28 protein-coding genes are annotated in these 23,926 nt (G+C 47.7%); 12 read left to right on the top strand and 16 right to left on the bottom strand.

The genetic code is table 11. The features are described from left to right. Positions 1-15: 15 nt before the first annotated feature. The 4 genes from OH456_RS23040 to flgA all read right to left on the bottom strand — a co-directional run bounded on the left by OH456_RS23040 (position 16) and on the right by flgA (position 2,432). Positions 16-738, bottom strand: coding sequence for a lytic transglycosylase domain-containing protein (locus tag OH456_RS23040; RefSeq protein ID WP_270034315.1), 723 nt, complete (start codon positions 736-738; stop codon positions 16-18). Continuing rightward, on the bottom strand, positions 728-1,165 hold the full coding sequence (gene flgN, locus OH456_RS23035; RefSeq protein WP_006072104.1) for a flagellar export chaperone FlgN: 438 nt from the start codon (positions 1,163-1,165) through the stop codon (positions 728-730). Before flgN ends, OH456_RS23040 begins: the two co-directional genes overlap by 11 nt. A 41-nt stretch (positions 1,166-1,206) precedes the next feature. Continuing rightward, positions 1,207-1,491, bottom strand: a complete 285-nt coding sequence (gene flgM / locus OH456_RS23030) for a flagellar biosynthesis anti-sigma factor FlgM (RefSeq protein ID WP_006072105.1) — start codon at positions 1,489-1,491, stop codon at positions 1,207-1,209. A 161-nt stretch (positions 1,492-1,652) separates the two neighbouring features. Beyond that, positions 1,653-2,432 carry a flagellar basal body P-ring formation chaperone FlgA gene (flgA, locus tag OH456_RS23025; RefSeq protein WP_270034314.1) on the bottom strand — a complete coding sequence of 260 codons (780 nt, stop codon included), beginning with the start codon at positions 2,430-2,432 and terminating at the stop codon, positions 1,653-1,655. A gap of 76 nt (positions 2,433-2,508) precedes the next feature. On the opposite strand from flgA, the gene flgB reads away from it, so the two are divergent. From flgB to OH456_RS22965, 12 genes are read left to right on the top strand one after another with little or no spacing between them, the layout of a single operon-like run. Next, the gene (gene flgB, locus OH456_RS23020) at positions 2,509-2,871 is read left to right on the top strand and encodes a flagellar basal body rod protein FlgB (protein ID WP_006072109.1); all 363 of its coding nucleotides are present in this window, start codon (positions 2,509-2,511) and stop codon (positions 2,869-2,871) included. Positions 2,872-2,873: 2 nt separating this feature from the next. Next, the gene (flgC, locus tag OH456_RS23015; RefSeq protein WP_006072110.1) at positions 2,874-3,308 is read left to right on the top strand and encodes a flagellar basal body rod protein FlgC; all 435 of its coding nucleotides are present in this window, start codon (positions 2,874-2,876) and stop codon (positions 3,306-3,308) included. After that, positions 3,308-3,985, top strand: coding sequence for a flagellar hook assembly protein FlgD (gene flgD / locus OH456_RS23010; protein ID WP_006072112.1), 678 nt, complete (start codon positions 3,308-3,310; stop codon positions 3,983-3,985). The genes flgC and flgD overlap by 1 nt, the downstream gene beginning before the upstream one ends. 58 nt (positions 3,986-4,043) lie before the next feature. After that, positions 4,044-5,240 carry a flagellar hook protein FlgE gene (gene flgE, locus OH456_RS23005; protein ID WP_270034313.1) on the top strand — a complete coding sequence of 399 codons (1,197 nt, stop codon included), beginning with the start codon at positions 4,044-4,046 and terminating at the stop codon, positions 5,238-5,240. A gap of 10 nt (positions 5,241-5,250) precedes the next feature. Next, complete coding sequence (locus tag OH456_RS23000) at positions 5,251-5,982, top strand: flagellar basal body rod protein FlgF (protein ID WP_006072116.1); 732 nt, start codon at positions 5,251-5,253, stop codon at positions 5,980-5,982. A 23-nt stretch (positions 5,983-6,005) separates the two neighbouring features. Then, positions 6,006-6,791 (top strand): flagellar basal-body rod protein FlgG, encoded by a 786-nt coding sequence (flgG, locus tag OH456_RS22995; RefSeq protein WP_006072118.1) that lies wholly within the window; start codon positions 6,006-6,008, stop codon positions 6,789-6,791. 40 nt (positions 6,792-6,831) lie between these two features. Then, positions 6,832-7,506, top strand: a complete 675-nt coding sequence (flgH, locus tag OH456_RS22990) for a flagellar basal body L-ring protein FlgH (protein WP_006072121.1) — start codon at positions 6,832-6,834, stop codon at positions 7,504-7,506. Next, positions 7,506-8,627: a flagellar basal body P-ring protein FlgI gene (locus OH456_RS22985; RefSeq protein WP_006072123.1), complete on the top strand. Its 1,122-nt coding sequence runs from the start codon at positions 7,506-7,508 to the stop codon at positions 8,625-8,627. Before flgH ends, OH456_RS22985 begins: the two co-directional genes overlap by 1 nt. Before the next feature lie 9 nt (positions 8,628-8,636). After that, the gene (locus tag OH456_RS22980; RefSeq protein ID WP_062462608.1) at positions 8,637-9,191 is read left to right on the top strand and encodes a rod-binding protein; all 555 of its coding nucleotides are present in this window, start codon (positions 8,637-8,639) and stop codon (positions 9,189-9,191) included. Between the two features lie 2 nt (positions 9,192-9,193). Next, on the top strand, positions 9,194-10,567 hold the full coding sequence (gene flgK / locus OH456_RS22975) for a flagellar hook-associated protein FlgK (protein ID WP_239940979.1): 1,374 nt from the start codon (positions 9,194-9,196) through the stop codon (positions 10,565-10,567). A 9-nt stretch (positions 10,568-10,576) separates the two neighbouring features. Then, positions 10,577-11,476 (top strand): flagellar hook-associated protein FlgL, encoded by a 900-nt coding sequence (flgL, locus tag OH456_RS22970; RefSeq protein WP_006072129.1) that lies wholly within the window; start codon positions 10,577-10,579, stop codon positions 11,474-11,476. 31 nt (positions 11,477-11,507) lie between these two features. Continuing rightward, positions 11,508-12,545 carry a flagellin gene (locus OH456_RS22965; protein WP_270034312.1) on the top strand — a complete coding sequence of 346 codons (1,038 nt, stop codon included), beginning with the start codon at positions 11,508-11,510 and terminating at the stop codon, positions 12,543-12,545. 294 nt (positions 12,546-12,839) lie between these two features. Here the strand turns inward: OH456_RS22965 and OH456_RS22960 are convergent, their stop codons facing one another. From OH456_RS22960 to flhA, 12 genes are all read right to left on the bottom strand, one after another. Further along, entirely contained in the window at positions 12,840-13,133 is a 294-nt protein-coding gene (locus OH456_RS22960) for a hypothetical protein (protein WP_006072133.1), read from the bottom strand. Positions 13,134-13,223: 90 nt separating this feature from the next. Beyond that, positions 13,224-14,213, bottom strand: coding sequence for a flagellar motor protein MotB (locus OH456_RS22955; RefSeq protein WP_006072134.1), 990 nt, complete (start codon positions 14,211-14,213; stop codon positions 13,224-13,226). Next, on the bottom strand, positions 14,213-15,070 hold the full coding sequence (motA, locus tag OH456_RS22950) for a flagellar motor stator protein MotA (RefSeq protein WP_006072135.1): 858 nt from the start codon (positions 15,068-15,070) through the stop codon (positions 14,213-14,215). Before motA ends, OH456_RS22955 begins: the two co-directional genes overlap by 1 nt. A gap of 9 nt (positions 15,071-15,079) precedes the next feature. Next, on the bottom strand, positions 15,080-15,808 hold the full coding sequence (locus OH456_RS22945) for a FliA/WhiG family RNA polymerase sigma factor (protein ID WP_006072137.1): 729 nt from the start codon (positions 15,806-15,808) through the stop codon (positions 15,080-15,082). A 9-nt stretch (positions 15,809-15,817) separates the two neighbouring features. Beyond that, complete coding sequence (locus OH456_RS22940) at positions 15,818-16,306, bottom strand: flagellar basal body-associated FliL family protein (protein WP_031493313.1); 489 nt, start codon at positions 16,304-16,306, stop codon at positions 15,818-15,820. Between the two features lie 34 nt (positions 16,307-16,340). After that, the gene (locus tag OH456_RS22935) at positions 16,341-17,390 is read right to left on the bottom strand and encodes a flagellar hook-length control protein FliK (RefSeq protein WP_270034311.1); all 1,050 of its coding nucleotides are present in this window, start codon (positions 17,388-17,390) and stop codon (positions 16,341-16,343) included. A 4-nt stretch (positions 17,391-17,394) separates the two neighbouring features. Next, a complete protein-coding gene (locus tag OH456_RS22930) occupies positions 17,395-17,706 on the bottom strand; it encodes a hypothetical protein (protein ID WP_006072143.1) in 312 nt (103 codons plus the stop codon). Beyond that, a complete protein-coding gene (fliS, locus tag OH456_RS22925) occupies positions 17,690-18,076 on the bottom strand; it encodes a flagellar export chaperone FliS (RefSeq protein WP_006072145.1) in 387 nt (128 codons plus the stop codon). Before fliS ends, OH456_RS22930 begins: the two co-directional genes overlap by 17 nt. An 18-nt stretch (positions 18,077-18,094) precedes the next feature. Further along, on the bottom strand, positions 18,095-19,432 hold the full coding sequence (fliD, locus tag OH456_RS22920) for a flagellar filament capping protein FliD (RefSeq protein WP_270034310.1): 1,338 nt from the start codon (positions 19,430-19,432) through the stop codon (positions 18,095-18,097). A 457-nt stretch (positions 19,433-19,889) separates the two neighbouring features. Continuing rightward, entirely contained in the window at positions 19,890-20,756 is an 867-nt protein-coding gene (gene lafA / locus OH456_RS22915; protein ID WP_006072148.1) for a lateral flagellin LafA, read from the bottom strand. Between the two features lie 239 nt (positions 20,757-20,995). Beyond that, positions 20,996-21,808, bottom strand: a complete 813-nt coding sequence (locus OH456_RS22910; RefSeq protein WP_006072151.1) for an EAL domain-containing protein — start codon at positions 21,806-21,808, stop codon at positions 20,996-20,998. After that, a complete protein-coding gene (gene flhA / locus OH456_RS22905; RefSeq protein WP_198558540.1) occupies positions 21,801-23,894 on the bottom strand; it encodes a flagellar biosynthesis protein FlhA in 2,094 nt (697 codons plus the stop codon). Before flhA ends, OH456_RS22910 begins: the two co-directional genes overlap by 8 nt. Positions 23,895-23,926 lie beyond the last annotated feature (32 nt).

Below are 23,926 nucleotides of genomic sequence, written 5' to 3'. Positions count from 1 at the left end.
AGATTGTTAGCTTAGTCACAGCGAAATCAAGGGGGGCAGTGGTGTTAAGTCGATAAGCGGTGCTTGTTGCCAATGGGTTTCGCTGGCAAACAGCCACATTGTCGTCACGCGATCTTGTCTTAGTGAATTCACGTCGACTAATGCCAATAGAGCATAAAACCGGTGAACGTAGTGTGTGGTCTCAGTGGGTAATCGTAAATCTGAAAATTGCCGACTACCCGCTCTTTTGATGGCTCGTTGTACACGCCCTTCACCAGCGTTGTAGGCGGCGAGAGTCAGGTTAATATCACCGTCAAACTTGTTATACAGAAAGTCGAGATATTGCATCGCCGCATGTGTGCTCGGCGCTATCTCAAAACGTTGGTCGTGCTGCTGAGTCACTGTGAGCCCAAAACGTTTCGCAGTAGCCGGCATTAGCTGCCAAAGCCCGGCTGCTTTTGCAGGCGAAATAGCTTTAGGGTTATAGGAGGACTCAAGCATGGGAACTAAAACTAAACTGTCTGGCAGAGAACGCTTAGAGAGCTGTTTGAAGATCTCATCGACCAAAGGGTTGAATTCTTCAAACTTCTTCATGATCTGTTTTTGGTAAGGCTTTAGAGTGTCTAAATGGGGCTGGATTGCACTCTCTGGCGGCTGACTATTCGCATGACTAGGACGAAACCAGAGACACGCAAAGATAATTCCCACCCATAATAGTAAGTGGTAACAGTAGATGTTGCGGTTCAGGTTACCTGACATGTTCCCCATAACAGTGTTGTTCTTGCCCTGTTAACTCCCCGAGTAACTCATGGAAAGCGGCCGAACTTTGTCCATTGTCATGATTGTACTTTTGACACTCTTTAATCAGCGCCTCTAGAATTTGCCATTGCTTGGCAATACTATCGGACAGCTTGGCTGGCAGAGCGCGAATGAGCTTTTTAGCTCCGTTTTCAGAACATGGTAGTTGCAGTTGTTGCAACGTGTGGCTGCGTTTACTGGCATTGCTTCCTAGTTGCTTGAGAACTGGCAGTTGGTTATGAATATTGTTACTCAATGCTTCACCATCAAACTTTAAGTACAGCGCTTTTTGATGCTGTAGCAGTGCCAATAGCTTGCGATAAAGCTTGATGTCTTCAGAGATTGAAAGTACAAATTGCTGGACTAGCTCTGTCCTTGTTGCTGCCATTTAGTTGTCCTCTTGCTGAGACATAGCCCATTAAATAACGGCTAAGACTCATGTCCTGTATGAAAACGCATTACTGCTTGTGATAACGCTTTGACGTCTAGTCCCAACTCACCTTTTGCCAGTGCATTACGAACCGCCTCAACCTTTGCCATATCGACATTCGGCATTGCGGCAAGTTCGGCTTGGGCTTTATCCAATGCTGCTGTATTGGCATTAAACGCCGACTCAGAAACGGTCTTGCGCGTCGGAGCTTCAGTGGTCTGTGTTTTAGATTGATTAAAGTTGGTTTGAGGGACGTGCCCACCGGCCACCTTGTCGATTTTCATTGCTATGTTGTCCTGTCGCTGTGTTGTTAACAGTATAGGGCGGCAAAAGTGAAGGCAGTATTAAATCTGCCTTGATGAATTTGGGTCTTTTTATTTTTTTACAGTAGAAATCCGATTTGATTCGAGCACTAAAATCGAAAATTGTTATCTTGAGCCAGAAATTAGAACTGAGTGTGAACTTGGTTCAAACCTGTTACCACAGCTCGAATTACTTTCTTAGATTGGCTATTTTGCACCTCGATTTGCTCCCCAGATCCACCGGTTTCCAACGCAATGCCTTTCGTGCTGGCATTGAATTTTCCTTTTGCTGCAATGATGACGACTTCATTGCCCTTCTCGACGAGCGGGGGCTTGACCACGAAGCTGGCATCAATGATTTGCCCTGTTCGCATACGGCGAGAGACTTGGTTGCCAATGATTTGTGATAAATCGGCAACGAAATGAACGGCGCGATTGAGAGTGCGAGTTTCCAGTTGTACTGATGCAGCAGTGATCTGAGTGTCTCGATTTAATGTTTGACTGGCTACGGCCACAGGCAGCGATAAGGTCACTTTGGCGCTGGTATTGATGCGCCAATCGTTGTGACCATCTTGGCATTGCACACTGCGTCTTAAGTTGCCTACAGGCAGTGCCTGACTATCTCGGCTTGTGATAATCAATGGTGCTTGGCATTTCGCTAAATGTTTTGCTGACTCTGGAACGAACATCACCAGATTGGTTTCGTAGTGTTGCCAGTTTTGTCTCTGGGCGGTGCGTTCGATCTCCGCCAAGACGGACTGTTGTACTGCCACTTCCACGTCTTGTGGCGTCATTTTTTGCTGAATTTCGGCCTGTGAAGGTAAAGTAAGCAGCAGCAAAAAAGCACTTCCTAGCCACTTCCTCATCCCACGTCTTGCTTCCGTAAAACGGAAGTTCCATTTCCTGATAAATATGTAAGTCATTGTTTTTGTTTTATAAAAAAATTGGCACATATCTTGTTATTTCCCTTGGTACTTCGCCCATTTAAGGACAAGAGACATGGCAATCAGTTTTGATAGTGCATTGGGGGTTCACCCACAAGCACTCAACTTTCGGGTTCAGCGTACCAAGGTGCTTGCTAGTAACTTAGCAAATGTCGATACCCCTGGATACCTAGCCAAAGACTTGAGTTTTACCACCGTGATGAAGCAAGCCAATCCAAATGGTGTGCATACGCCAACACCAAAATTGGACATTGCGACGCAATACTCAGTGCCTTACCAAAACAGTAAAGACGGCAATACCGTTGAGCTCGGTGTAGAGCAAGCCAAGTTCACCCAAAACAACATGGATTTCCAAACCAGTCTGACCTTTATGAATATGAAATTCAGTGGTTTGGCTAAAGCGATAGAGGGACGCTAATCATGTCATTCACTGATATCTATTCCATCGCAGGCTCTGCGATGACGGCGCAAACTGTGCGATTGAACACAGTGGCAAGTAACTTGGCAAACGCTGATGCCGTGTCGGCTAACCCAGATGATGCTTACAAAGCGTTAAAGCCAGTATTTGCCACGGTATACAGTCAAACTCAACTTGCCGCGGGACAAAATGTGTATCCGAATGCGGAAGTGCGCATTGTTGATGTGGTGCAAAGTGATGCCAAAGCCGATCAGCGTTTTGAACCGAATAACCCGCTGGCAAATGAAGAAGGCTATGTGTACTACCCAGGTGTCGATGTGGTGGCGGAAATGGCCGATATGATGTCGGCAACTCGCAGCTTTGAAACCAACGTTGAAGTGCTGGCTAATGTGAAAAGCATGCAGCAAGGCTTGTTGAGACTAGGAGAAGGACGCTAATGAGTATCGCGCAATTTACCGCTCTGGATACGGACACGCCGGTTGCGAGTCAAAGTAATGCTGGTATCGCGGCTAACCCACAAGACATGAACAGCGCAACGTCACTGCAAAATGAGTTTATCACCTTGATGGTGGCGCAGATTCAAAACCAAGACCCACTGAACCCACTAGACGGCACTGAGTATGTCAGCCAATTAGCACAGTTTTCACAGGTACAGAGTACCGAGAATATGTCGATGCTGATGCAAAACAGTATGGTACTGCTGGATAACATGCAGGTGCTTTCAACGGCAGGGCTCGTGGGGCAAACCGTGTATGTCAGTGGTAATGAAGTGGAGTTATCGGACGGGATACAAAACGGCCGCGTTGAGCTGGCGCATTCATCCAATCAAGTGACCTTAGTTGTAGAAGACGAGTTCGGTCAGAAAACCAAAGTACCGCTTGGCGCACACCCTGCGGGAGACGTGGATTTTTCAATCAACCCTGAAGAGTTGGGTCTTAAGCCCGGTAAGTACTCGCTATCGGTAGAGGTTCAAGAAGGTCAGGCAGACCCTAACTTATTACTTGCCGGTGAAGTGAAGCAAGTACGAATTCCAAGTAACGGAGGCGCAGCCATGGTGAATATCGCTGGTGTTGGCAATGTGCCTTTCTATCAAATCAGTCAGTTTGGTGCCTAGCGCCTACGCTCATCGCACAACAACGTGCTGAGACACATTATCAGAATTAGAGGACATTATGAGCTTTGATATCGCATTAAGTGGCTTGGACGCTACTAACACTCAGCTTAATACCATCAGCCACAATATCGCTAACGCATCGACTTACGGTTTTAAAGAAGCGCGCACAGAATTCTCTGCGGTGTATAACGGTATGCAAGCCGGAGGGGTAGAAGTCGCATCCATCTCGCAAAACTTTGATAAGAACGGCTCGGTTTCGGGAACAGGTCGTGCTATGGACTTGGCCATCAATGGTAATGGCTTCTTCGTCACTAAAGACCATATGGGGCAAACGCTGTATACCCGTGCGGGCGTATTTGGTACCGATAAAAACAACTATGTAGTTGGTAATACGGGAGCGAAACTGCAAGGTTATGGTGTTGATAGCAACAATAATCTACTGACGGGTTCAGTGGGTGATCTGAAGATCAGTACTTCATCACTAGCAGCACAAGCGACTGATAAGTTGGACTTTGTGGCTAACTTTGACGCCAGCTCAAAAGTGGTCGATCAAACGGTGAATCCTTTTGACCCAGCAGACCCAGATTCTTTCAACTCATCATATACCTCCAAAGTTTATGACTCCTTAGGCAACTCGCATACGGTGACTCAGTACTTCACTAAGACTGCAGACAATACTTGGGAAGTGAATGTTCAGGTTGACGGTGGTAGTACGCCAGCACAAACGGTTCCGGTGACCTTCAATCCGGATGGCACACTAGCCTCACCAACGGGCAGCTTTAACGTTGCGTTTCCGGCGGCAGGTGCGAATGCCATGAGCATCGATATTAGCCTTGAAGGCAGCACTCAGTTTGGCGCGGCATTTGGTGTGAGTACCAACAATCCCAACGGTTACACCTCTGGTGAATTAGCAGGCGTGCGCGTTGAAGATAACGGTATGGTGTTTGCGACCTACACCAACGGTCAATCTCAACTGCAAGGACAAGTGGTGTTAGCCAACTTTGCCAACCCTCAAGGGCTTGCGAAAACCAATGGTACCGCATGGACTCAAAGCTATGGCTCAGGGGCGCCAGTCATGGGTACCCCGGGCTCTGGTGTGTTAGGTGACCTAACGCCGGGTGCATTAGAAGGCTCGAACGTTGACCTGACCTCTGAGCTTGTGAACTTGATGACAGCACAGCGCAACTATCAAGCTAACGCCAAAACCATCTCAACGTCTGACAAGCTCACTCAAGCTCTGTTTAACGCAGTATAAGGTGTAGAGCATGGATAGCTTGTTATTCACAGCAACCACAGGGGCGAGCCGAGTACTCAAAGCGCAACACGTTCGCTCCAACAACTTATCGAACGCGGACACTGCAGGTTTTCGCGCCGATATGGAACGCGTTAAAAGCATTCCCCTGCAAGGTTCTGGTTTTGATGGCCGTACTATGGTGGTCACCAACTCGGCAGCGACACGCTTTGATGCTGGCGATGTGGTGAAAACGGGCCGAGCGCTAGACATTGCCATCATGGGTGAAGGCTACATCAGTGTACAAACCCCTACCGGCAATGAGGCATACACTCGTGCCGGTAACATCAAAGTCGATGAACTGGGTGCGATGAGCATCAATGGTTTTGCCGTGGTTGGTGATAATGGCCCGATGGTACTGCCTGAGTTCCAAAAGGTAGAGATCAGTGAACGTGGTCGTGTTTCGGTGATTCCTCCAGGCGGTGGTGCCGAAGTGGAAGTAGGCACATTGAAGTTGGTCAAACCGGATATGAATCAACTGCAAAAGGAAAGCGATAGTTTGCTGCATAGCCTTGATGGTCAACCTTTTGCCGCTGATCCAACGGTAAACCTTGCCCCGGAACATATCGAAGGCAGTAACGTGTCAGCCATTGATGAGCTGCTTAGCGTTATGTCACTTACCAGGAACTTTGAGATGCAAATCCGCATGATGAAAACGGCGGAAACCCTTGCGCAATCCGGCAACAAATTAATGAGTGCGAGCTAATCGCTCGCGCCAAGGAGTAAACCATGCATTCAGCATTATGGGTCAGTAAAACAGGGATGGCCGCCCAAGATACAAAAATGACGGCGATTTCCAATAACCTTGCCAACGTTAATACCGTAGGCTTCAAACGCGATCGAGTGGTGTTTGAAGACTTATTTTATAGCATTCAGCGCCAGCCAGGCGCGCAAGTCGACCAAGTGAACCAACTACCGACTGGGGTTCAGTTAGGTAGTGGTGTGCGTGTGGTGGGCACTCAAAAAGTCTTTACTCAAGGCAGCGCGCAAAACACAGGGCAAGACCTAGACCTAGCTGTGATGGGACAAGGCTTTTTCCAGATTGAAAACTCTGATGGCCAGATCATGTATACCCGAAATGGTCAGTTCCATGTCAACTCAGAAGGTCTGATGGTAAATAGCCAAGGCTTGCCATTGGAGCCTCAAATTCAGATTCCCGATAACGCTTTGACACTCTCTGTTGGTGTTGATGGCACGGTGACGGCGACCACGGCAGACGGTCCTGCGCCACAGGATCTAGGACAAATCACCCTAGCGAAATTTGTTAACCCAGCCGGTCTAGAAGCCATTGGAGGCAACTTGTTTAAAGAGACCGAAGCCAGTGGGCAAGCAGAAGAGCTGATTGCCGGTGAAGAAGGGGCGGGCAGTATCAAGCAAGGCGCATTAGAAGGCTCAAACGTGCAAGTAGTGGAAGAGATGGTCGATATGATCACCACCCAACGCGCTTATGAAATGAACGCCAAGGTGGTCTCGGCTGCCGATGACATGCTGAAGTTCGTCGCACAAGCGGTGTAGGTTAGTAAAGTTGGGAATTAACGGAAAAGGGATAAGTGGTATGAAATGGCTTTCTCGCTGGGGAGTGGTAATTGGGCTACTCGTGCTTACTGGCTGTGCAGCTCGACCAGAGTTTGTACCACCAGAGCCGGATGAACAAAAGTATGCGCCGCCTGAGCTCAATTACGCGCTGCCACAAGCAACGGGAGGAAGCCTCTATCGCCATCAATATAACTTAACCTTATTCCAAGACCGTCGAGCGTACCGAGTGGGTGATGTACTGACGATTTTGCTGGTGGAAGAAACGCAATCGAGCAAGAAAGCGGATACCAAATTCGGCAAGACGTCTAAAGTGGATTTTGGTGCGGCAACCGTTGGTGGAAACACCTTTGACGAGACGGCGGTGGGTCTTAATGGCAGCCGAGCTTTTGATGGCAGTGCCGCTAGCTCCCAAGGTAATAAGTTAGAAGGCGCTATTACGGTCACGGTACATGAAGTGATGCCCAATGGCGTACTTAAAATTAGCGGTGAGAAATGGATTCGTCTTAACCAAGGCGATGAATTTATTCGCGTCACGGGCATTATTCGTGCCGACGATGTGGACCGTTACAACCAAGTGTTTTCTCATCGCATAGGGGATGCGCGCATCACCTACTCTGGACGTGGTGCTTTAGCTGACAGCAACTCTGCTGGTTGGCTCACTCAGTTCTTTACCAGCCCATGGATGCCGTTCTAATGACTCAACAACGCTATTTCTTTACTTCAATTCTACTGGCATTTGCTCTCGGTATGATGTCATCAGCCAGAGCCGAGGTAGAAATCCCAATTATGGATCTGGTGGACGTACAGGGTGTGCGCACTAACCAGCTTGTTGGTTATGGTTTGGTTGTGGGTCTCGACGGCCAAGGTGACCGCAACCAAGTGAAGTTTACCGCTCAGTCTATCACCAATATGCTGCGCCAATTTGGGGTACAAATCGGTGATGATGCGAATCCAAAATTGCGTAACGTCGCCTCGGTGAGTGTCACTGCTTCGGTGGACCCGATGGCAGGCCCAGGGCAAATGTTGGATATAGTGGTCTCGTCAATTGGTGATGCCAAGAGTTTACGTGGAGGCACGTTACTCTTAACGCCATTGCGAGGTGTGGATGGTGAAGTCTACGCAGTTGCTCAGGGTAATGTGGTGGTTGGAGGTGTGTCTGCTGAAGGACGCAGCGGTTCTAAAATCGCAGTAAATACGCCCACCGCGGGACGAGTGCCTAATGGCGCCACTTTGGAACGTGAGATCCCGTCGGACTTTAACTCTCGTTCTCAAATCACGTTGAATCTGCGTAAAGCCAGCTTCACCACGGCAAAAAATATCGCTCGTGAAATCAATGGTACGTTTGGTCCAGATGTGGCCATTGCCATCAATAAAGTGCGTGTCGATATGCGCGCGCCAAAAGATACTCAGCAGCGTGTGACCATGATGTCGATGCTAGAAGAAATGAGTGTTGTAGAGGGACGCAAACCTGCTCGAATCGTCTTTAACTCGCGTACCGGCACGGTTGTCGTAGGACAAAACGTAAAAGTGACTGAAGCAGCGGTAAGCCATGGCAACCTAACGGTATCGATTACTGAGTCTCAACAAGTGAGCCAACCGAATGCTTTCGCTGACGGTGACACGGTTGTGGTCGATCAATCGAAAATTGATATCAGTGAAGACCAAGCGCAAATGGTGATCTGGCCTGAAGGGACAGAGCTCAACACCATTGTGAATGCCGTCAACAGCTTAGGGGCAACCCCAACCGATTTGATGTCCATTCTACAGGCCTTGCATGAAGCGGGTGCGCTCAATGCTGAGTTGGTAGTGATCTAGGAGAGTGTGATGAAAATAGACGCGATGAATGACAGCACGAGAATTAATAGCATGCTCTATCACGACAATGCCGCTCTGACCAACATTAAACACAGTGCCGATGAGCAAGGTGCACTAAAAGAAGTCGCAGGGCAGTTCGAAGCCATGTTCTTGCAAATGGTACTGCGCCAAATGCGCAGCAGTAGTGACGTACTGGCCGATGAAGACAGCCCTTTCTCGTCGCAGCAACATGGCGTGTTTCGAGATATGCATGATGGACAATTGGCTATCGAACTTGCCAAAAAGCAGAATTCTGGCATTGCCGATATGCTGGTGAAACAGCTAAGCCCTACTCAAGCATCAGCCTCGAACCTCGAGGTGCAGTTCGACCCTAGCTTAACACGCACCCTAGGGTCGGCTAACGATATGGAAGCAACTTCACAGGTTAGCACAACAGCTTCGCTTCACAGTGACGATGTGATTAATGGCATCGATCATTCCGTCGCCTTCACTATTCAGTCCCCAAGCGAGGCGGCCACGACCATGGCGTTTTCTCAGCCTCTTATTAGAACAACGGAGCTCTAGTTATGAACCTCGTCAATATTGCGCTTTCAGGCATGAATGCCAACCGAGTGGCATTGGATGTGACCGCTCAAAACGTCGCCAATATTAATACGCCGGGATACAGCCGTCAGCAAGCGGTGATGGCGTCGTTGGCTGGGGGGAAATACGATAAAACCAACCCCGGAATGGGGGTGGAAGTGACCAGTATTCGCCGAGTGACCGATCAATATTTGGTGAAGCAAACGTGGTCAACGGCCAGTGCCGCTAACTACGCATCGGGTTATACCAGCGCCATGAGTCAGTTGGAAAACATGTTAGGGGCTGATGGCTTTAGCTTATCGGCGGGCTTAGATTCTCTATTTGCAGCACTGAACGATGCAACGACAAAGCCTGAATCAACCCCACTGCGTCAACAGGTGATTAATGAGTCGGAGGCCTTAGCTCGCCGCTTCAATACTTTGACCGAATCGCTGCACAATCAACATAAAGATGTACATGACCAGCGTAACGCCGCCATTTCTCATGCAAATAGCTTGATGTCCAATATCGCGGATGTGAATAAGCAAATTGTTGAAATGCAAGGCACGGGTGGTAACCCTGCGCAGTTGATGGACACGCGTGATGCGCTTGTGGGAGAACTTTCCAAAGTGATGGAAGTGAAGACCACCAATCAAGCGGATGGCAGTATTCAAGTCTCATTGGCTTCAGGGCAGCCTTTAGTAATGGGCAGCGATGCCAGTGTGATTAAAGCGATTCCTGACCCAAGCGATCCATATCTTGCCGACATCCATATTGAGTTTGGCAATCAAACCTTTGCGGCTAAAGGTGACCTTGGCGGTAAGTTGGGCTCACTTCATGACTATCAAGTGGATGTACTCAAACCCTATCAAGACGCCATTGATGATATGGCGCGTAGCTTGGCGGATGAAGTGAATGCGGTCTTGGCAGCAGGTCAGGATCTTAATGGCAATGCGGGTAAAGCCTTATTTAGCTACGACCCAGCTAACCCAGCTGCCAGCTTAACTATCACGGATATTAAGTCGGATGAGTTAGCATTTTCGAGCGATGGTAACCCAGGTAACAGTGATAACCTCAAGGACTTGATTGCCATCAGTAACAAACCAGTGACCATTACTGGCTTTGGTTCCCTGTCGCTGAATGACGCGTTTACTGCGATGGTCGGAGAAACGGCAATCAAAGCCCGCCAAGCGGATTCAGATTACCAAGCGAAACAGTCAATGTTTGAACAGTCGGTGGCAGCGCGCGATAACGTCAGTGCCGTTAATAGTGATGAAGAAGCAGCAAACCTAATGACCTTTGCCAATGCGCACAATGCCAATATGAAGGTGATCAGTACGGCTAACCAGCTGTTTGATTCCGTTTTGCAGTTATTTTAAGGAGTTAGTATGAGAATCAGTGATACTCAATTTAGCCAGATGATGCTGCAAAGCTTGCAGACCAATAATGCTGGGCTTGGCAAAGTGCTACAACAAATGGCGACCGGTGATCGGCTAACTAAATTGTCTGATGACCCAATGGCCTCGATTCAGTTGTTGAACCTCGACCGTGAAGGCAGCGCAATTAATCAATATCAACGCAATATTGCTAATGTGAAAACCACGCTATCAAGCCAAGAGGTTTATCTCGATTCGGTCAATGAGAGTTTAAAAAGTATGCGTGAATTGGTGCTGTGGGGATCTAATGGCACGCTAACGGACGAAGACCGCGACGGCATGATCACCGAGCTGGAAAGTCTACGTGATTCCATCGAGTCTTCGTTTAATGCTCAGGATGAAGAAGGGCACTATTTGTTCTCGGGCACCAAAACTGATACGCCAGCACTGTCAAACTCTGGGGCAGGTTATGTCGTGGATGGTAACAGCGATAAGCGAGTGGTGACGGTTGCGAAAGGCGTCACCATGGAGTCGAACATGACGGCCAAGGATATTCTTGAGCTTGGCGGAGGAAACAACGTACTTAATCAAATCGATGCGTTGATTGTCGAATTTAAGAACCCGAGTCCAAATTTCCAAGCTGAAGTTGATGCTAGCCTGAACGCCATAGATGATACCTTGGGTAACGTGCTTGGGGCGATGACAGAGATCGGTGGTCGCCACAATAACCTTGATTTGATGGATGGCGCACACGGTGAAAACAAGTTATTCGTTGATAAAGTGACCAGTGATATTTCTGCATTGGATTATGGTGAAGCATCCGTTCGTCTCAGCAACTACATGGCAGCATTACAAGCAACTCAAGCCAGCTATGTAAAAATTAACGATCTCTCGCTTTTCGACCGTATTTAGGTCTAAGAATTAGTTAACAAGGAAAGGTGTTATGGCAGTAAGTACGGTTGAAGTTAGACCGCATAGTATCAAGCTAACAGGGCAAGAAGCGGCCAGTATCGCGCCCTCACAAGCGTCCACTGATACCAGTACCTCACTGTCAAAGCGCCTGCTAAGACCTCAAGCTGACATTACGTCAGCTTATTCACTTTCAGGCGTGTTGCTTACACAAGGTCAGCAACACGCTACTTCAGTGCAGATTGCCACTAAGGCACTGCAAGGTGTCGGTAAAGAACTCACCCAAGTTAAACGCCAACTGACCCAAGCGCTTTCGCATGGCGTTAACAGTAACATGCCTGATTCGTTGGTACGCTCTAAAGCCACGATTGAAGCGACATTGAATCAAGCGAGGTTTGATGGCAAGCGAGTGGTGGATAATGAGCTTAACCTTAAGCTCGATACCGCCGATGTGCGCCGTTTTTCTATTCCAGGACTCAACGTCCATCGTATGAGCGAAAGGGCCGAGCAAATTCGACTGGATTTCCCAAGTGGCGGTTCGGTTGTGTTGCAGTTTGATGGCCAATCTGATGGTGTTCGAACGGTGAAACAGCTTGATCGCAGCTTAATACCTATGGGTATGCGTGCCTCTTTATCGCAGGATGGCAGCATTTTGTTTGATGTCCATGAATCTGCTTATGCGGCCATGCAGCAACAAGTTCTGGTCACTGGGCAAGGACACCGTTTCCCTGCCGGACAAGCGAACGCATTCAATATTCAAGCTGAGCCTGATGGCATGGCGGAGTTAAAATTCGACTTAGCGTCTCGAGATGGAATCAAACAGTCCATTGCTAAGGTCAATCAACATCTACAGCAAGCACAAGTAAGCTTAAACGAAGCCAGACAATTTCAATCTCAATTGAATACCCAAATGACGCGCATTCAAAGCCAGTCTAATGTGCCATCTTCAGAACAAGTTTCCCAAAAGCTCAATGACTTCACTCAGCTCTCTCAAGACTTCACCACTACATTTAAAGCCCTCAACGCACAAGCGAATGTTCGTCGTCATACTGTAGTTGCGTTGCTTAAATAATCCCTTCTAAAAACCTCGGAAACAAATCATTCTCCTCACGGATGTGAGGATTTTCAGCTGCCCGTGAAAAGAGAAATTGTCACGGCGGCATCCTGTCTCCTGCAATCTCAAATAGATGGTCATCTTCGTGACAACGAAGAATTTCTAAATCGCGTAGATGACTGAAAATTAAAAGTAAGTCATGTTATTTGGGTTTGATATGCACTGTATGAGATTCCCTTTTTCAAGGGAATGACGAACGTTTTTTTGGGGGGATGACACCTGAAGTAAATGACTTACTAAATAGGGTTCAAGTCACACCAAAAAGAAAAAATACAAAAAGCAGATAAACGCTAACAGCGTCGCTGAAAGAGTGGGGTAGATGATGTAGGCGTCGCGCTTATTGGTTCGGCGGAAGCAGAGGAAAGTCAGTAGGCCGTTATAGACCACGAGCAGTAAGCTGATCCCCGTTCCTCCTTTTAAAGACAGTGTGGATAACTGACTTAAAAACAGAGCAAGCAACGCGTAATCAATAATGATCAGCCACAAAAATGCTTTTTGAAGCGGGTCAGATTTGCTGTCTGCAATGTGAGGATGAGTTTGACGCATAACACGCTCTACTTCGATGAAATCAATAAGAAATTATTAGCATATTTAGGTGTTCTACCTAAGCATAGAACACCTGATTAAGCGCGCAAGCTAAAGTGCTTGTGGCTCAACGGAAGAGGTGCCTTCCGACTCAAAGCGAATGGTATCGGTTCGGAACACAGGTTGATTAAACTGAGCCTTCTCACGTGCCTTTTCGACCTCGTTAGTCGGCTGTTCGCCAAATAAGGTGCTGATCACTTCGGCAGCTGGAGTGGTCAAGATAAACAGTTCAATACGGCGGTTCTCACTCGATTTAGGATCCTGTTGATTGAGCAGCGCTCGGTCAGACATTCCGGTGACTTGTAGCACTCTTTGCTCAGGCATACCGCCAGCGACCAAGGTTTGTCGGGCGCTATTGGCTCGAGACGAGGACAGTTCCCAGTTAGAGGAGCTACTAAACGCTTTACGGTATTGAGTTGCGTCGGTGTGTCCACTAATGATCATCGGGTTTTCAACGCGTTGGAATACCGGTGCTAATGCCAATAACAGGTCTTCAAAGAAAGGAGTAAGCGTTGAACCACCTCGTCGGAACATGTTTTGTTTGTAGTCATCTTGCAGCACGATTCTTAAGCCTTGTGGGGTGACCGTGACGTCAACGTTCCCATCAGCATTAATCTGGCGCATCATTTCATTGACCACTTTCGCCAAGGCTTCTAAGCGCTCTTGGGTATCAAAGGTGCCGTTTATCAGCGAGTCAGACTCTGGTCCATCGCGATCACCCTGGAAAAAAGAGGTCACGGTATGCACTGAATCATGACGGCTGGTCACCGATGAGTCGGAGGCAAGATCAATAGGGGAGATACTTTGTGAAGTATCGAAAAGGCTGCCAGTGCTCTTATCAAAAACACTGGCCATTTGAAGGTGGGCGACAATCGCTTTGCGCTCTTCTTTGTCGACCACTTGCATTACCCATAACACGAGGAACAGAGCCATTAACGCGATCATAAAGTCGGCTAAGGCGACTTTCCAAGCACCGCCATGGTACTCATGGTCATGGCGGCGTCCTGAACGCTTAAAGACGACTTGCTCTTGTTTTTGCATTATCCCTCCTGTTCAGCTAGCCACCTCTCCATTTGATTAAAGGTTGGTTTGATGTCGAGCTGAATGTGTTTGCGGCCAGCATCAATCGCGAGCAACGTCGGCTTCTTCGCCACATAGGCGACCAGTGTCGCGCGGATGCAATCGAAGGCTGACATATCACGCTTAACGCGTTGAGCCATGGCATTACTGGCTGGGTCTAAACAGCAGTAACAACCAAAAATACCTAAAAATGTACCTACTAGAGCGGCGGCGACATGATAGCCAATCAAGGCAATGGAACCATCAATAGCTTGCATGGTGATGATGATCCCGCCAACGGCTGCCAATATCCCAAAACCGGGTAGAGCTTCTGCCGTACGTTGCATTGAGCGAGATGGAAGCAGCAGGTCTGATTCAATCGCTTCAATCTCTTGCTCTAGTAGTCCCTCTAATTCATGAGGCGACATTTGTCCCATTGCCATTAAACGCAAATTGTCGGTAATGAAAGAAACAAGACGATAATCACGGCTAACCAGTGGGTAACGGTTGAAAATCGGGCTTTGTTCAGGGTTCTCGATATGTTTATCGAGTGCTTTGAAGCCACCACTGCGAACGGTTTCTAACAAGACTTGCAGTAATGCCATTAATTCCATGTAGAACGCTTGCTCGTCCTTGTGAGGTGACATAATAGAGCGAAGCTGGCTGCGCATTTCTTTCAAGACTTGCGGAGGGTTACCTATGATCAATGAACCGACTGTGGCACCTATGATGATCAGAAATTCGGCTGGCTGCCAAATGGCCATCATGCTTCCCCCGGCCCAAACGTAACCGCCGAAGACACACATCAGAATAATGATCGCGCCCATAAACTTTTGCATATGTGACTCCTAAGAAGATAGTAATTGGTTGAGTTGTTTTAGCGCTTGTTTGTGGAGCTGACAGATCCGTGGTGGTGTCAGTTCGAGTACCAAGGCAATTTCATGTAGGTTGAGTTCGTGCTGATAAAACAGTGTCATCAGCAGTTGTTCTCGTTTTGGCAATTTTGCGAGAGCGACCTCTAGACTGCGGCGAATATGCTCATGGCTCATACCTTCATAGGCACTATCTACCTGACCTTCCAGCCCTTTTTCTATCAACTGATCGAGACTTTGCATCTCGCCAGCCATTGAGGCGCTGAGCCGAGTGTGATAATCCGCTTGATCGGTGCCAAGGGCTTTAATGATCTCTTGCTCCGTCGGCATTCGTTTCAGTGCTTTGGTGAGATCGCGGGTGATATCGTTGAGCTCATGCGCTTGCTGGCGTGTTTTACGTGAACGCCAATCAAGTCGGCGTAGCTCATCCAAAATAGAGCCTCGAATACGACACACAGCAAATGCAGGGAAGTTGGGGTCATCGATATTGCCATAGCGACGCCCTGCTTCCAGTAACCCTATCAATCCTATTTGCTGCATGTCTTCGATGCTGCAATGGGTCGTAGCATGGTTACGCAGTTGATTGACCACTCGTTTCACCAAAATCTGGTGTTGGCTCAGAAGACGATTTTCATCAATGGGTGTCGTTGGCGAATTCACCTCGTCGGCGACACCATAACTGTCCGTGTAATTCATATCCAACATAGGCGGCCTCTACTGCACGACGTACTTGGTAAGCAGTACATCGTCGATATCGCGTATCACCTCAGTTTTAGCAAACGCCATCATCACAGTGTTTTTTACTTCGTCCTGTAGCGATGCAAGAGCTTGTTCGCCATGAAGGTCTTCATAAGTTTTTTGGCTGAACAAGTTGAGCATGGCATTGCGGACAATGGGCATGTAGTCATTGATATTCTGCAGTCGATCTGGGCGACGAGTTTCTACCGCTAGCTCGATCATTACAAAGTGAGTTTGCTTCTTGCCTCTGACACTCAGTACTACCTTGTCCAATGATTGAAAGCTTGGGCCTTGGCTATTTTGGTTGTCTTGGGTCAAAAACGACAGTGGAGTGTCTTCAATCATGCTGCGGTCATCGCCCGCTTGCTTTAAATACCAGGCTGCACCAAACACAGTAGCAGCAGAGACCAAGGCACTGGTCACTATCATGGCGATGAACATGGCGAAGAGTTGCGGTTTAGTCATAATTTATTTCCTATGAGGTACTTAGTGCATAGCACTAGGCTTGCGTACTGAGCCAGTGTTCAGCAGTGGTAAAGGTGGATTGAAATGAAGAGTCATCATCAAAGCGACGAGAGGCGAGAACCGTCGACTCTTCCTCCTGACTATGCTGCGGTGATTCGTGTTGGCCTTCTCCAGTACCGACCTGAACGTCAACATGCATAAAGTTCTGATTTTGCAGTTCAAATCGAAGACGTTCTGAGACCTGCATTAATGCCTCGCGTGTAGCAGCGGCATTGGCATTGATTTGCACACTTAAGCGATCGCCTTCAACACGAACCATAAGATCCAATTTGCCAAGATCAGGCGGATCTAATCTGATCCGAGCCTCTTGCAAGTTTTGTTGAGCTTGTAGAGTGACTCGGTCGTTGAGCACTTGCAGCATTTGCTCCCCCCATTTACCTGCTTGAGTGTCCACTCGAACCGGTGCCCATTCTGTTGAGGAAGGTGTGGTGGATACTGGCGCAGGAGTAGTCTGGTGACCTTGAGTTTGTTGGGCTGTCACTGGCTGGCTACTTAAGTTTGTTAGTGAGTTAGCTATCTCTGCATTAATGGGGCGAGAGATGGTGTTGTCTGGAGCTGCTTGTGTCACCAGCAGAGCCGAGTTGACCGAGCTACGTGGTGAGTTTTCTTTACCTATCGCTATTGATGGGTGAGCGACATGTGCCTCAACTTGAGGTGCCGCGGAATGGCGTGTATTGGCATTGACCACAAACTGACTAAGTAGCTCGGAAGCTTGTTGCTGCAGTGAGGTTGCAGGTGTTTGGCTTGTTGCAACGGCAGAACCTTGAGGCAACTCTGGCTCGGTAATCAGTGTCGCTAGTGTAGCGTGCACAGCACTTTCGTCAGCGTTATCTGCCTCGTTGGTTAACAAAGGGTCATCAACCACGGATTGATCGTGTTGTTTTGGCGCTTTAACGAGTTGGCCAAAAGGGACAGCAGCGTCCTTAGGTGATGAGGTACTTGCTGCATTAATGCTCTGGTTTGATGAACCATCACTAACACGCGCCGAACTGTCACCACTTTGAATATTGGTCATGGTTAGCATGGGGTTACTCCAATGTCATCGCAAGTTGATAAGCCACCGTTCGCTCTTTTTCCTCGCTCACACTGTGGAGGCGTTTTTTGAGTTCACTGGTTGCAACGGACAACGCTTCGTACGCCGCTAAATGAGTCTGTCTAGCATGGCGAATTTCGGGCGCTAACCTAGGGTCCTTTAAGTAAGGTCTATGGGTGTCCAAAAGCTCACGAAGCTGTACGTCGTAGCGTTTTAGTGCGTGCCAATCTTCCGTTTTTGTCGCGATTTCAATAAGTTTACTGAGGTGTCGGAATCGCTCAGGGGACACCTTATGCTTGATTGCCAAAATTCAACCATCCTTCTCTGATATTGCCCATCACACGCTCTACACTGGCGAGTTTTTCCACGTCATTGTGAATACTGGCTTGATAGAGTTCGATTTGGCAGAAGTCATAAAGTTGGTGCAAGTTCTCGGCGATTTCGCCACCATTTTCATCATCAAGTGCGCTATCGAGGCCGACAAGAATGTTCATACACTTGCTGATACCATCACCTTTTTCAGCTAAGCGCCCTGCGCCTATATGACCGCGCACACGTTCAATTTCATTAAGTAAACCGTCGATCAGCATCACCACTAGTTGATGTGGGTTTGCGGCTGCTGCTTGGGCATCTAAATCGACCTGCTGATATGAGTCGTAGCCTGAATCCATTAGCATAATTTTGTACTCCTAGCCCTAACCAAACATGCTCATGGTTTGGTTCATTTGTGTCATTAAGGTGTTCATTTGAGTGAATTGTTTGAGGTAGCGGCTGTACGCCATGTCGTACTTGCGCTCTAACGTTGCTTGTTTGTCGTCAATGCGCGAAATGTTCTGTTGTAAGGAGTCTTTACGGGTTTTGAAAAGACCGGTGGTCGACTTCAAAAATGGGTCAACCATGGTGTCGATGGAATCCAGAAGATTACCGTCGCCGTTAAACATGGCTTCTAGCGCGGCACTGTTATTTTTTTGCGCCTCTTCGAACTTGGCAGTATCCAGTGTCATCTTGCCGCTGCGATCAATCTCAATACCCACTTCACTTAGGCGCATTCCGTTGTATTCACCACGAATAATGCTGGTAAGTTGGCTTTCAATAGAGCGAAGTGTTGGGTCACTCGCTAACACGCCACGTGCTTTATCCTCCCCGCCGATACCAGTGTATTCATCCATGGTAGACATCAGAGTGTTGTAAGCGTCAATGAAGGCGTTAACTTGTTCTTTTGTCGCTTCATCATCGGCACCAATAGTCAGCGTCAGCGGTTGCTCTCCCGAGACCTGCGCCTTACTGACCGTCAGGTCAACACCATCAATAACGCCAGTAAAGGTATTGCTACTGTTGGTCAGTTTTAGGCCGCTACCCTCAGCGCCTAGCCAAATGACGGCATCTTGCGGTGTACTGATATTGCTGGTGTTAGTAAAGGCATCTTCAAACCAGGATGCTCCAGTGCCTGAAGCTGACACGTTTACAGTATTGGCAACACCCGTTTCAGTACTTGATAACATAAAGTGCGTCTGGCCATTGGAACGAACCAGAGTGGCATTGACGCCTGGGTTATCAGGGTCGTTATTAATAGCTGAAACCAAATCGGCCATAGTTGCTTTGCCATCGCCGTCGGTATCAACTGTTGATAGATCGAGTGATAGGGTTTTACCGTCAACCGTTAAATCGAGCGTGCCTGTTGTTGGAATCTCAGTGTTGGCATCTAGGTCGGCTGGCATACCCGTTGAGAGTTGGTGTGCGGTGGCAACTTGTTCCACAAACACCTGATAGCTGCCCGCCATGGCACTGGCATTGGCCGTCGCAGAAAGGAAACCCTCTTGTGAAACCGTTGCTGTATTCTTAATGATGTTCGAGCTACTGCTGTTCATGTTGGTTACGGCAGTTCGGAACTCACGCAATGCCGATTCCACTTTACCTAGCGCAGTAATTTGAGCCTGATACTTATCTGCTTGCATTTGATAACGCTGCTGAAATGGCTGCACATCATAAGTGGCAAGGTTGGTCGCCATAGTGATTGGGTCAAACGAACTCATTGGAGTGCTCCTTAGTTTTGCTGCTCGCCGTGCGATAGGGATGGACAGCACAGTATTCTTAGTGGGTTAAATCAAGATGTATGCCATGATTTAAAACATTAAAATTCAATTGGTTAGGATAGTTTTCTCTCGTGGGCGGAAGCGGGGTTTCCATTGTGCTAGTTCCGCTTTTCCACCAGTAAACTGCCTATTACTCAGAGGGTTAAGGCGACTTGACGGTGAGAGGTATTAATCGTTGGTGATAAGATAAGTGGCAATATGAGATCTGGGTTCAGAGTTAGTTTTGTTTTCATCTCTTCACATCCCATCAAGCACCACCTAGTAATGAAAAAACCTCCCGAAGGAGGTTAAAAGGACGGATGAATAGTTAACGAAGGAAAATTCATCATATCCAAAAATAACCGATGCGGTTGGCTGGTAGCGATCACCGCACCAATTATTAAGGATGCTTGCTTTATTAACGAAGTAGTGACATCGCCATACCAGGTAGCTGGTTAGTTTGCGACAGAACTGTTGTACCCGCTTGCATTAGCATTTGGTTCTTCGTCATGTTTGAAGACTCAACAGCGAAGTCAGCGTCAGTGATACGACCTTTCGCAGCAGATGTGTTCTCAACCATATTGCCAAGGTTAACAATAGTGTGCTCTAGACGGTTGATGTTCGCACCAAAGCTTGAACGTGTAGTACCGATATCAGCAAGAAGACCTGTGTCACCTGTTGCACCTGTTAGAGTAGTAAGTGCTGTCTGAGCACCAGCTTCTGTCGAGATATCACCTAGAGCAAAGCCACCAGCTGCACCGATTGCTGTGTTTAGAGCTGTGATGTCTGTAGATACGTCAACTGCTAGTTGCTCACCAGCATTAGTACCGATTTGTAGGTTAACTGCACCCGCAGCGAAACCAGTCGTGTTAAACAGCTTTTGACCACCGAAGTTAGTTGAATCCATGATGTTTACTAGCTCTTCGTTAAGCTGTTGGAATTCTTTGTTCAGTGCAGTTTTGTCAGCTGTAGAAGCAGAACCGTTTGATGCTTGAGTTGCTAGGTCGTTCATGCGGTAAACGATGTTTGTCATCTCGTCCATCGCACCCTCAGCAGTTTGCATCATTGAGATACCGTCTTGTGCATTACGCATTGCAACGTTCATACCGCGAGTTTGAGATTCTAAACGAGTAGAGATTTGAAGACCTGCCGCATCATCTGCTGCAGAGTTAATGCGGTAACCTGTGCTCAAACGCTCCATTGCTGTGTTTAGCAGACCGTTTGTGTTGTTCAGAGTGTTTTGTGTAACTAGCGAAGCGTAGTTAGTGTGCATCGATAAAGCCATTGTCATTCTCCTTGAATCTATATCAATGTGGGACATTCGCCCCGCTCACTAACAAGAGGCGGTCGGTTAATTTCTAGGATTAATTGGAAAATGAAAAAAACTTGGAAATTATTGATTTTGGGTGGGAAAGTGTGAGGTTTATTCCGAAAAAACAGCGATTTTGTTAGGGAAGTTGGCCTCTCTTTTCTGCTAGAAAGAGTGAAAGGAGAGGCGCCGATGTGGTTTAAATAAGCGCTTGGTTAGTACTCATCATTACCGGCATCACCGAATGACTTAAATGACATTGAGGTCGGAATATCACTGAAGTAGCCAAAGTAATGACTGGCACCAAGGCGCTTAAATTGGGTGAGTTCATCTTGATTACTGATTCGTCCTGCCACCCAAGCTAACTTATGATTACGACAGAATTTCACCAAAGGTAATAACCGTGTTCGGTCTTGTTTGTTTTCTAACGTTGCTGCTACTTTGAGCGCATCGGGCTCGAAGGGCAGTAACTGTTCGAACATACCTTGGCTCGGGTCAACGTCGAACCATAATGCGAAAGCTTGCTCTTTGAGGGTTTCGGTTAATGCATTAACCCGCTCATGCAAAGGGGTGGTCTCACCCAGTTGCAGTGAAGGGATAATATGGTAGAACGCGCCTGCGTGGTATCGAATCACTTGTTTGAGAAAGTGCTCACCCGATTCCCACAGCAGGGCATCACTACTAATAGGCACGACGACATTACTGGTGAGATCTGGGTGAAAGGTCTCTATTTGGAACTTGGTTTGGCGCAAGGCGAGATACAAACTGTACAAATCGAGACAAAAGCGCATCGTATCAGAAAGGTCAAACTGGTAGACGCTTTGCTCACTTTGGCTGCCGAATCGCAGCGTTAAATGCTGAAACTCGACTTCCCCGTTTTTGGTGTCGCGAATGGCCTGACAGGCATGGCGAATGTCATTTTGTTCAAAAGCGTCAAAAATAATCTGGTCGTCTTCCGTAACGACATGCTGCTCCACTAGCTGATGTAGGTAGCGATACAGCGCTTGGTTTGAAGTTAGGTTATCCAAGGTTTCCTACCACGTTTATCTGTTTGTTTTCTGGGATTTCGTTATAAGACAGTACCGCCAATCCTTGCGAGAAGGTGCGGGCATATCGAGCGATCAAAGGTCTTAGCTGGGGCATGACCAATAAGATGGGCGCAAGCCCTTGTTGCTTAAGCTGCTGTTTTATCAGCGGCAAGTTTTGCTGGAATTGACTTAGGATATTGGGCTCAATTGGGAAGCTATCTAACATGACGCTGCCATTGGCTTGAGCTTGTTGTAGTGACGTCATCAACATCTGTTCGAGCTCATCAGAAAGTGCGTACACGCTTAGCTCTTTACGTTGCCCAGCCACAAGGTTAACTAAAGTGCGGCGCAGTGCACAACGCACGTCGGCAGCAATAAGAATAGGGTCCTTAGTATTTTCTGCTGATTCCAGCATGGTATTGGCAATGGTGCGAATGTCCTTAAGAGGAACCTGATCGAGCAGTAGTTGCCTGTACACCTTTAACTGTTGTGCTGGGTTTAAAGCTGCACCGAGCGCTTCGGAGAGTTTAGGTGCTTGTTGGGTTAAGCGCAGATTCATTGCATCCACGTCATCATGAGTAAATAATTCCGCTAGATGCGACTTCATCACCTTACTAATGTGTGTGGCGATAACGGTGCCATCATCGACGACTTGATAGCCCATATTAAGTGCTTTGGCTTTGTCTTTATGTTCGATCCAAACCGCCGGCAAATGATAAGCAGGGTCACTGCCTAAGATACCATCCACTTCGCCATAAGTTTCACCAACAGCGATAGCCATCAGACGATCGGGTTCGATAAAGCCTTCTTCGATGATTTCACCGTTAAGTGATAAGGTGTACTGGTTAGGTTTAAGACTCAGGTTATCTCGAATACTCACCTCTGGAACTAAGAAGCCCACTTGTTCGGAAAGATTTTTACGTACCCCTCGAATACGCTGTGTCAGCGGCGCACCTTGCTCTTTATTCACTAGGTGAACCAATCGATAACCCAAAGCTAGCGATAAGCTGTGTACATGTGGGATATCATCCCAAGATAGTGGTTGCTCATTGTCTGCTTGCATGGCAGCAGAAATCGCTTCAACTTCATCAAGTTGCGGGTCGCTAACAGGAGCTTTGGATTGACGCCAGCCTGCAAACGCTAATACACCAGAAAACGTGAAGAAGGCGAGATGTGGCATGCCTGGTACTAGACCAATAATCAGCATAATGGCGGCAACCGTGTATAAGGTTGCTGGCGTCGCCAATAACTGCTTATGCATGGTATCGGTCATATCGTTATCGCTATCATTGATGCGAGTAACAATGATGGCCGCTGCCGTTGCCAGTAACAGTGATGGAATCTGTGCCACTAAGCCATCACCGATGGTCAGTAGTGCATAGGTCTTGAAAGCTTCAGAAGCGGGTAAGCCGTGTTCAAACACACCGATACTGATACCGCCGATAATGTTGATAAACAGAATCATTAAGCCTGCGATAGCATCGCCACGCACAAACTTAGAGGCACCATCCATCGAACCGTGGAAATCAGCTTCGTTGGCGACTTCTTTACGTCTTTGTCTTGCCGCTTCTTGATCAATCAGTCCTGCGTTTAAGTCTGCATCGATCGCCATCTGTTTGCCAGGGAGCGCATCAAGGGTAAAACGAGCCGAAACTTCAGAAATACGTTCACCACCTTTGGTGATCACCACAAAGTTAATGATCATCAAGATGACGAAGACAACCATACCTACGACGTAGTTACCACCAATCACGACTTCACCGAAGGCTTGGATAACTTTACCAGCCGCGTCTCCACCATTATGACCTTCGAGTAGGACAATACGAGTAGAGGCCACGTTCAAGGTGAGTCGCATTAGGGTTGCGATAAGCAAAATGGTTGGGAAGATGGAAAAGTCGAGCGGTCTTTTGGCGGTGGTACTGACCAGTAGCACCAAAATAGCCAGAACAATATTGAACGTGAACAACGCATCGAGTAGCAAAGGCGGCAATGGTAAAATCACCATAGCCAAAATCATCAGCAACACAATAGGGATGCCAATATAGCCTTTTCCTGAGCGTCTAAATTGTTTAAGACGATTCAACATGAGAGTTCCTTTGTTACTTGTTCTAGTTATCC

Source organism: Vibrio sp. La 4.2.2, assembly GCF_027586995.1.
Classification (GTDB): Bacteria; Pseudomonadota; Gammaproteobacteria; order Enterobacterales; family Vibrionaceae; genus Vibrio; species Vibrio mediterranei.
The sequence above is the reverse complement of the archived record's forward strand: the minus strand, read 5'-3'. Positions and strand labels throughout refer to the sequence as shown.